Below are 9,197 nucleotides of genomic sequence, written 5' to 3'. Positions count from 1 at the left end.
GGCCTCGGCGTCCCCTTCCTCGCGGCGCGGTTCGACCTTCCCACTGGGCCGGTTCGCCCGGGGCGGACGCAGCGTAGTGGTGGGCTCATGCTCCGTGCGCCCCGTCGCCATCGCGGGCCGCATCACCGAACGGCGCGGCGCGGCAGGCGGCTCCGAGCGCGGAGACACGCCGGCCTCCTCGTCCGTCACCTGCACCTCGCCCGAACGGGCCTCGTCGGACAGCCGGTCCGCGTACAGGTCCTTCATGAACACGGCCAGGTCCGCCGTGCCCGACGGCTGCGGCTGGGCCGCGAGCCACCCCTCCAGCGCGCGCTGCAGGTCCTGCGCGTGCTGGTAGCGCGCGTCCGGATCCTTCGCGAGCGCCTTGAGCACGATGGGATCCAGATCCGCCGGAACCCGGGGCGCCACGTGCGACGGAGGCGGCACGTTGCACTCCGCCACCGCCGACAGCGTCAGCATGTCGCTGGGGCGCTTGAAGAGGCGGCCCCCCGTCAGCAGCTCATGCAGCACCACGCCCAGCGCGAACACGTCCGAACGGCAGTCCACCCGCTGCCCGGACGCCTGCTCCGGCGACATGTACGAGTACTTGCCCTTGAGCACCCCGGAGCGCGTCACGGTGGCCTGGTCCGCCGCCTTGGCGATCCCGAAGTCCACCACCTTCACGCCCCCCTCGAACGTCACCAGGATGTTCTGCGGCGACACGTCCCGGTGCACGATGCCCAGCGGCCGCCCCGTCGCGTCCGTCTTCTTGTGCGCGTAGTCCAGCCCCGCGCTGGCCTCCAGCAGGATGCGGCACACCAGCGGCACCGGCAGCGGCTTGCTGGACGTCTCCGAGCGCTTCCAGAGCCGGCGCGCGTCCACCCCATGGATGTACTCCATGGCGATGAAGAACGTGTCCCCCTCCGCCCCCAGGTCGTAGATCTGCACCACGTTGGGGTGCGCGAGCCGGGCCGCGATCCGCGCCTCGTCCAGGAACATCCGGACGAACTCGTCGTTCTCCGACAGGTGCGGGAGGATGCGCTTGAGCACCAGCAGCTTGTCCGGTGCATCCGAACCCGGCCGCCGCGCGAGGTAGATCTGCGCCATGCCGCCCGTGGCAAGGCGCTTCAGGAGCTGGTAGCTGCCGTAGGTTTCGATGGACACGGCCGGGACGCGGGAAGGCGAGCCCCGAGCGTAAGCCCCCCGGCCAGGGGAATCAAACATCGAATCCCCTTGGGGTTTTTCCGGGGGATGGCGTCCCGGCGCCCTAGCGGCGGACTGCCCGGACCTCGCGGGTCTCCCGCATCAGGGCTTCCAGTTCGTCCAGGTGCCGCTTGAGCACCGGCATCAGCACCGGGGCCGCATCCACCCGGTCGAACAGGTCCAGCACCCGGTCCACCTTGCGCTCGATCTCCTGGGCCCTCAGGGGACTGATGCGCCGAAGCAGCATGTCCGCCCCGGCCTCCATCAGCACCCGGGCCACGGCATCCCGGGACGCCAGCGGCTCCTGCTTGCGCTGGCCCTCCCCGCGGATGACCCGCAGCCCCGGCGCACCGGCGCGCGGAGGGGACTTCGGATGCTCGTCGGGGATCCGGGTGCTCACAGCGTGCCTCCCAAGGCAACAGCAGCTAGACGCTCCGCAGGGTACACACCGAGGGAGCGCCTCCAATTTTCTGGTCATCCGCACAGGCAGATGCAGTGCTGTAGCACCGGGGGCTGACATCCCCGTTCGGGGCCGGATGACCGGCCCGTCACGGGGTCCACACCCACAGCGTTCCTACCGTTCAGTCGTTGGCGCAGGCGCGGCGGTAGGTGATGGTCACCTTCGCGCCCGGCGGCGGCACCGTGGTGAACACCACGCTGTTGGTCGCGGCGTCGTAGGTCCAGCCCGACGTCGTGGCGGCGCCGTTGACGCTCACCACCACCGTGCCCGCGTCCGGCTCCTCGCTCAGCGGGAAGCGCTCCTGGGCGCTGAACGCCTTGCTGGCCACCTGCTGGAGGAGCGGCGCGTAGTCGGAGGCGCACACGTTGAGGACCTCACCGCCCGTCTGCGCGGCGGCGTCCGCGTAGCGCGTGCCGGCGCCGCCCGCCGTGGCACAGGCCGTCTTCGTGGGCGCGATGGCGAAGAAGGTCGCCCGCTGCGGCTGGTTCTCGCCCTTGCGCTGCTGCGCCCACTGCACGTACGTGGAGACCGCGTCCGGCGAGTGATCATCCTCGTCGCCCACGAACACCACCACCAGCGCCGCGGAGTCGCGCAGGAAGCCCAGGTTGCCGTCGTTGGGCTGCGCGGTGCGCGGATCATCCGCGTTGTTCACCAGCGGAGACGTGAGCGCGCGGCGCATCGCCTCGAAGCCCTGCTCCACCTGCGCGCACTGGCCCACCTGCATGTTCTGCTGGAGCACCTGCGTGACGTTGGGCGTCGCCAGCGTGAGGATGCGCTGGCGGGTGTTGTCCACCGGGAAGAAGCGGCCGGCCTCGCCCCCCAGCGCGCCGCCCGGGCACGCGCCGGACACCGCGGAGATGCCCGTCGTCGTCACCGCCATGTTCAGGTCCACCGCCTTGTTGCGCGCGGCGTCCACGAAGGACGGGATGGCGGACACCAGCTTCGGGTGCTCCTCCACCATGGACGCCGTGTTGTCCACGACGAACAGCACGTCCACCTTGCTCACGTCCTGCTGCACGAAGCTGTCCGTCTTCTCCACCTTCTTCGACGACTCACCGATGAGCGGCACCAGGAGCGGCACCGGCAGGTCGCTGGAGTCCACGAACAGGGGCGACAGGTTCATGCCCGTCACCTGCGCGAAGTAGTCCACGCCCACCGTGAAGGAGTCACCCGGCTGCAACTGGAACGCGGGAGGCGCCGGGTGATCCAACAGCGTGAACTCCGAATCCGTGGTGCCCGGCCCGATGAAGACGTTGGAGATGGTGACGGGCGAGGTGCACGCGTTGAGGTAGTTCACCTCGCGCGGCGCCGGACGGCAGTCCTTGCGCGCCAGGCCGAAGTCCACGAACCAGGGCGACGCCACCAGACACGTCATCTGCGAGTGCGCCATCAGCGGCACCTGCACCACCGGCGTCACCGGGTTGTACTGCTCCACCTGCAGCTCACCCGCGAAGTCCCCGCCGGTGAAGGGCGCCTGGAAGGACACCTGGAAGCTGAACCAGTCGCCCGGGTAGATGATGCCGCCGAAGAGGTCCCCGCCGGGCATGCGGAACACGCCGCCGCCGTCGTTGACCACGCGGATGTTCTTCACCGGGCACAGGTCCGTGCCCTTGTTCTGCAGCTTCACGCCCAGCACCGCGCCCCGCCCCGGCTGCACCGTGCCGAAGTCCAGCAGTTGCGGCGTCACCACCAGGTCGCACGGGTCATGCGCCTTCGCGCTGCCGAAGAAGTCCAGCTGCACCGTGGCCGCGGAGAAGGCGTTGGTCGTCATCACCAGCGAACCCGCCGCGGAGCCCTCGCGCGACGGTTCGTAATAGATCTCCAGGTTCACTTCGCCGTTGGGCGGCAGCGTGTACGGCGTCGTCAGCGGCTTGTGGTTGAACTGGAGCGGCCCGGACGGGTCCGGCGTCCACGTCAGCGCGTTGATGGTCAGCGGTCCCGCGTTGTCCGTGCCGCAGTTCTTCACGTTGACGACGACGCGCACCTTGGAGCCCAGCGGCTGCTCGCCGAAGTCATACGTCAGCGGTGAAACACACAATTCGGACGCGCCACCGAAGCCGCGCAGCGGCACGGGCAGCGTGGGGTGGCGCTTGCTCACCACCGTGTAGACGGCGCGATCCATGGCCGGGCCCATGTGGCCGGGGCTGTAGCGGATTTCAAAGCCGCGCACCTCGCCCGGCTGGAGCACCAGCGGCAGGCCCGTGTTGGACTGGCTGAAGGACGCGTCCGTGCCGTCCAGCATCAGCGACGTCACCGTGACGGGCTCCGTGCTGATGTTGCGCAGGCTGGAGACCTTGATGGCGTCGCGGTCCACCGGCACCGCGCCAAAGTCCAGCACCTCCGGCTCCGCCACCACCGCGCGCTCCAGCGCCTCCGCGGTCACCTGCACCGTCACGTCCGCGCACCCGTGGCACGGCGACACCGCCAGGGCGATCTGCTTCTTGCCCACGCGCACCGGGTTGAACGTCACGGGCAGCTCGCGGCGCTCACCCGGGTTCACCGTGATGGCCTCCGCGACGAATTCGTCCTTGTCCGCGCCCACCAGCTTGGGCGTCACCATCACCGGCAGGTCCGTGGGGTTGTCCAGCGTGACGCCCAGCTGCTTGGAGGAGTCCGCCTCGATGCGGCCGAAGTCCAGCTTGCGCGGCGACACCCGCGCCCACGCGTCCACGCCGGCGCCGTTGAGCGGCAGGCGCATCAGCGGTTCGATGCGCGTGTCCGAGCGCACCACCAGCACCGCGGGCAGGCCGCCTTCGGCGAGCGGCGCGAAGCGGACCTTCAGCGTGCACTCGGCGCCGGGCACCAGGCTGTGCGGCCCCTCATGCGTGAACTCCGCCTTGTAGGCGCCTTCCGGCCCCTCCACCCAGGCCTCGTCCACCGTGATGCGCGCGCGTCCCACGTTGCGCAGCGTCACCTGGGATTCCCGCGCATCGAAGATGGCGACCCGTGCGAAGTCCACGCCGCCGGGCGTCGCGGTCAGCCGCCCGTCCGCGAGCGACGAACGCTCCCGGTCCGCGCACCCCGACACCAACACCGCCGCCAACAGGCCCAGCAGACTCCAGCGCCCCGTCATGGCACCCACCCCGTCCCCTCCCGCCGCACCACATGCTCGAAGCCGCACCGGATTCCACACCGTGGTGGTCCTGCGGATCAGGTGGCGAAGCTAGGCACCCACCCCGGGACTGCCAACCGCCTCACCGTGGGAAAAACAGTGGAACTGTCCTCCAGAACGTCCACTGGAAGTCACGGCGCCCACCCACGGCCCGGGGGCTCTTCAGAATTTCGGAATCCGCAACGTCTTGCTGATCATGGCGCTGCCGCTGGCGACGTACATCAGCACCAGCGGGTGCAGCTGGACGGGGCCGATGTCCCACACCCCACCCCACAGCGCGTCGCCAATGCGGCCCTGCCACAGGGCCACCGCCAGCACCATCACCAGCAGCAGGCTGGTGGGGATGGGCGTGCCCTCGAAGTACTTCACCTTGCCGGTGCCGTCCGACAGCTCCGCGGAGGTGACGTTGAAGCGCGCCAGCCGGCTGATGCCGCACGCGACGAAGTAGAGCAGCGCCGCCACGTCCAGCCCGCCCCGCAGGCCCACCGCGAACGCCAGCGCCGCGGGCGCCATGCCAAAGGAGATGACGTCCGCCAGCGAGTCCAGGTCCGCGCCCAGGGGCGACTTGCGGAAGCGCCACCGCGCGATGCGGCCGTCCGCCACGTCCATGACCAGCGCCACCGGCATGAGTGCGAACGCCACCCACAGCCAGCGTGGGTTCGCCGTCGCCAGCGCCTGCATGGACGCCAGGATGGCCCCCGCGCCCGCGAAGCCGTTGCCGAGCGTGACGAAGTCCGCCAGCACGAAGGTGCGAATCATGGAGAAGTGGCGGCGCGGGCGGCGGGCCGGGGACGGCGAGGGCTCGGACGTCATGGCGCCCCCGTGTAACACACACCGTCTTTCCGGCTTTCCTAAACCTGCGACGCGATGCATCCGGGCGTTTCACTTCCGTGAAAAAGTCAAATCCCAGAAACATTGACCCGGCGATCTCCACCTTCCTAGTCTCCGCCCGCCATGCTCGAGCACACCCCCGACTCTCTTCCTCCTCGCGGCGGATTCCGGACCTCACTCCGGGCCCGCCGTTGGTCTCTCTCCCTATTGACGTCGCTGGCCCTGGTCGCCACCGCCGGCTGTGACGACGACAAGCCCGTCACCCCGGAGCCCACGCCCGCCAAGTACACCGCGAAGATCCGCCGCACGTCGCACGGCATCCCGCACATCACGGCCGACAACTACGGCAGCCTGGGCTTCGGCCAGGGCTATGCCTTCGCCCAGGACCACGTCTGCACCCTGGCCGACCAGATCATCAAGGTGCGCAGCGAGCGCGCGCGCTACCTGGGCCAGGGCCCCGGCAACACCTACGTGGGCTCCGACCTGGCGTACCTGTCGCTGGGCGTGATCGCCCGCGCCGAGGCCGCCTTCCCCCAGCTGTCGGAGGAAGTGCAGCAGATGCTCACCGGCTACGTGGCCGGCTACAACAAGTACATCGCGGAGACGCCCCCGGCGGAGCGTCCCGCCGACTGCGCCAACGCGGACTGGGTCAAGCCCATCACCGCCGTGGACCTGCTGGCGTATGACATCGACCTGACGCTGGTGGGCGGCATCAACCAGCTGGCGCTCACCATCGCCGCGGCGACGCCCCCCGCCGTGGGCGCGCAGTCCGTGGACAAGCAGGCCTCCCTGCGTCCCCAGATGCCCACCCTGGAGCAGTTGCGGACGCTGCGCCAGACGGACTTCGGCAGCAACGGCTGGGCCCTGGGCGCCGAGCGCACCGACAACGGCAAGGGCATGGTGATGGCCAACCCGCACTTCCCCTGGGAAGGCGAGCTGCGCCTGTGGGAGAGCCAGCTGACCGTGCCCGGTCAGATGAACGTGTACGGCGTGGGCCTGATGGGCGTGCCCGCGGTGCTCATCGGCTTCAATGAGAACGTCGCGTGGACGCACACGTTCTCCTCCGGCCAGCGCATGACGATGTACCAGGTGAACCTGGTGCCCGGAAAGCCGACCACCTACAAGTACGGCACCGAAGAGCGCGCGATGACGTCCAAGAACTTCACCATCCTGGTGAAGCTCCCGGAGGGCTCCGTCACCAACTACTCGCAGACGATGTACTTCACCCACTACGGCCCCATCATCGCGATCCCGGACTCGGCCGCGCCGGGCTTCCCGCCGGGCACGCTGGGCTGGAACACGCAGACGGCGCTCACCATCCGCGACGCCAACATCGAGAACATCAAGTTCCTGGACCAGTTCCACGGCATGAACAAGGCCAAGAACCTGAACGAGTTCAAGGAAGTCTACGCCACCCAGCAGGGCCTGCCCTGGGTGAACACCATGTACGCCGACAAGGAGGGCAACGCCTGGTACACGGACGCGACGCCCACCCCGAACCTCACCAAGGACGCGGCGACGAAGTGGATCACCGCGGCCTCGACGCCCGGCCTCAACCTCACCTACGGCCTCTACAACGCGCTGGGCATCGTGTTCCTCGACGGCAGTGACCCGGCCAACGAGTGGCAGGTGGAGCCGGGCTCGCGCAGCCCCGGCCTCGTGCCCTTCGCCAAGGTGCCGCAGCTGGACCGCCGCGACTTCGTCTTCAACGCGAACGACAGCTACTGGCTGTCCAACCCGGCCGCGCCCCTGACGGGCTTCTCGCCGCTGCACGGCATCGAGAACACGCCCCAGACGCCGCGCACGCGCATGAACCTCATCACCCTCACGGAGAAGACCGCCACCGGCGCCTCCGGCGCGGACGGCAAGTTCAGCCTGGAGGAGCTGAAGGCAGCCGTGTTCAGCAACCGCAGCAGCATGGCGGAGCTGACGCGTGAGGGGCTCGTCGCCCGCTGCACGGGCCGCACCACGCCCGTGATGTTCCAGGGCATGGCGGTGGACATCACCCAGGCGTGCGCGCTGCTCGCCGGGTGGGATGGCCGCTTCGACACCAGCTCCAAGGGCGCATTCGTCTTCCGCGAGTTCCTGGGCGCGGTCCCCGGCGCCAGCCTGGTCAACAAGGGCATCCTGTTCAACGTGCCCTTCGACCCGGCCGACCCCATCAACACGCCCAACACGCTGACGCCCGCGCCGGAGACGGGCGAGGACCCGCTGCTGCTGCGGCTGGCGCAGGGCGTGGCCAGCATCAACGCGTCCGGCATCGCGCTCGACAAGACGCTGGGCGAGGTGCAGTACACCGCGCGCAGCGGCGCGCGCGTGCCCATCCAGGGCGGCCTGAGCCGCGAGGGCATCACCAACGTCGTCGCCTACGGCGTCACCCGCACCACCCTGTTCGAGTACTCCGCCACCCGCGGCCCGCTCATCAGCGGCAACACGGGCCTGTCCAACGCGGGCTACCCCATCAACAACGGCAGCAGCTTCGTCATGGCCATGCAGTTCACCGACGCGGGCCCCACCGCCAACGCGGTGCTGACGTACAGCGAGTCGGGTGACCCGAAGTCGCCCTTCTACAGCGACCAGACCCAGCTGTTCTCCCAGAAGAAGTGGCGGCCCATCCTCTTCACGGACGCGCAGATCGCCGCGGACGCCGCCCTCGTCGAGACCAACATCTCCGGCGGGTAATCCCCTCCGGCGGATGCGCTGAAGCAGACCGAAGGCCCCGGGAGCCCCGTGCTCCCGGGGCCTTCTTGTTTTCATCACTAATCACCATTGAAAGATGCCATGCTCAACGGAATACGCAGACAGGGCGGGCTGCCCCGGCGTCTGGGTTCACCTTCCGTCAAACAACATCCGCCGGGCCCCTGAGGTGAGGACACAGTCGGTGCCACCGTCAGGGACAGCGCGATGTGTCGTCTCAAGAATGTCGGCCCGCAGGGCTAGTTTCTTGACCGCGGGTGAAGAGCAGGATGGCACTCAGGCCCGGGGGGATGGGCCCGTCACGAAGGAGTCGCGAACGCCATGGCACTTCCGGTCTACAAGACAGACGTCATCGACAAGGTCTTCTTCCTGCGCTGGGACGCTCCACCGACGCCGGATGAAATCCAGTCGGTGTTCCAGAAGATGCAGACGGCCTACCAGCAGCACCAGCAACCGATGATCCTCGTAACGAGCGCGGGCTCCAAGGCGGCGGTGCCCAACAGCGAGCAGCGCCGGCACCTGTCCAACATGCTGTCGGATGCGCGGTCGCTGTTCTCGGAGATCCACGTCGTCATCGAAGGCAACGAGCTGCAGCACAACCTCCAGCGCGTCATCGTGTCCGGGATGCTCATCGTCACGCGCACGTACGACGACCAGTTCATCCGCGTGCACAAGAACGCGGACGGGGCGGCGGGCTTCATCGCGCGGCGGCTGGGCGTGGACGGCACCCAGGTGGTCAACGAAGCGCGGACGCGGGGCGTGGTGCTGTAGGGCCCTTCCCCTGAAGCCATCCGCTGAAGACGACCAGGCCCCCGCGCCCCATCCCACGCTGCGGGAAGGGACACGGGGGCCGGGAAGCTTCAGGGCGCCAGGCGGGAGTTGCGGCGGGCTTTCTTCAGCCCCGGGCGCGCACGG

General features: G+C 69.1%; 6 protein-coding genes. 2 read left to right on the top strand and 4 right to left on the bottom strand.

The genetic code is table 11. From position 1 onward, the window contains the following. The 4 genes from D7X74_RS35410 to D7X74_RS35395 all read right to left on the bottom strand — a co-directional run. Positions 1 to 1,143, bottom strand: a 1,143-nt coding sequence (locus D7X74_RS35410; RefSeq protein ID WP_370450841.1) for a serine/threonine-protein kinase, incomplete at its 3' end; no start/stop codon positions are given. Between the two features lie 103 nt (positions 1,144 to 1,246). Further along, on the bottom strand, positions 1,247 to 1,582 hold the full coding sequence (locus tag D7X74_RS35405) for a hypothetical protein (RefSeq protein WP_120537412.1): 336 nt from the start codon (positions 1,580 to 1,582) through the stop codon (positions 1,247 to 1,249). 181 nt (positions 1,583 to 1,763) lie between these two features. Next, on the bottom strand, positions 1,764 to 4,715 hold the full coding sequence (locus tag D7X74_RS35400) for a choice-of-anchor D domain-containing protein (RefSeq protein WP_120537411.1): 2,952 nt from the start codon (positions 4,713 to 4,715) through the stop codon (positions 1,764 to 1,766). 201 nt (positions 4,716 to 4,916) lie between these two features. Then, on the bottom strand, positions 4,917 to 5,567 hold the full coding sequence (locus D7X74_RS35395) for a phosphatidylcholine/phosphatidylserine synthase (protein ID WP_120537410.1): 651 nt from the start codon (positions 5,565 to 5,567) through the stop codon (positions 4,917 to 4,919). Positions 5,568 to 5,792: 225 nt separating this feature from the next. On the opposite strand from D7X74_RS35395, the gene D7X74_RS35390 reads away from it, so the two are divergent. Together D7X74_RS35390 and D7X74_RS35385 are read left to right on the top strand one after the other, a co-directional pair. Continuing rightward, positions 5,793 to 8,267, top strand: coding sequence for an acylase (locus D7X74_RS35390; RefSeq protein ID WP_304984939.1), 2,475 nt, complete (start codon positions 5,793 to 5,795; stop codon positions 8,265 to 8,267). A gap of 336 nt (positions 8,268 to 8,603) precedes the next feature. Next, positions 8,604 to 9,053, top strand: coding sequence for a DofA protein (locus D7X74_RS35385; RefSeq protein WP_120537408.1), 450 nt, complete (start codon positions 8,604 to 8,606; stop codon positions 9,051 to 9,053). Positions 9,054 to 9,197 lie beyond the last annotated feature (144 nt).

This window comes from Corallococcus sp. CA047B (assembly GCF_003612065.1).
GTDB classification, from domain to species: domain Bacteria; phylum Myxococcota; class Myxococcia; order Myxococcales; family Myxococcaceae; genus Corallococcus; species Corallococcus praedator.
The sequence above is the reverse complement of the archived record's forward strand: the minus strand, read 5'-3'. Positions and strand labels throughout refer to the sequence as shown.

Excerpts from the sequence above, each read along its gene's own strand:
- D7X74_RS35400 (WP_120537411.1), bottom strand. The coding sequence starts at position 4,715 with ATGACGGGGCGCTGGAGTCTGCTGGGCCTGTTGGCGGCGGTGTTGGTG.
- D7X74_RS35395 (WP_120537410.1), bottom strand. The coding sequence starts at position 5,567 with ATGACGTCCGAGCCCTCGCCGTCCCCGGCCCGCCGCCCGCGCCGCCAC.
- D7X74_RS35385 (WP_120537408.1), top strand. The coding sequence starts at position 8,604 with ATGGCACTTCCGGTCTACAAGACAGACGTCATCGACAAGGTCTTCTTC.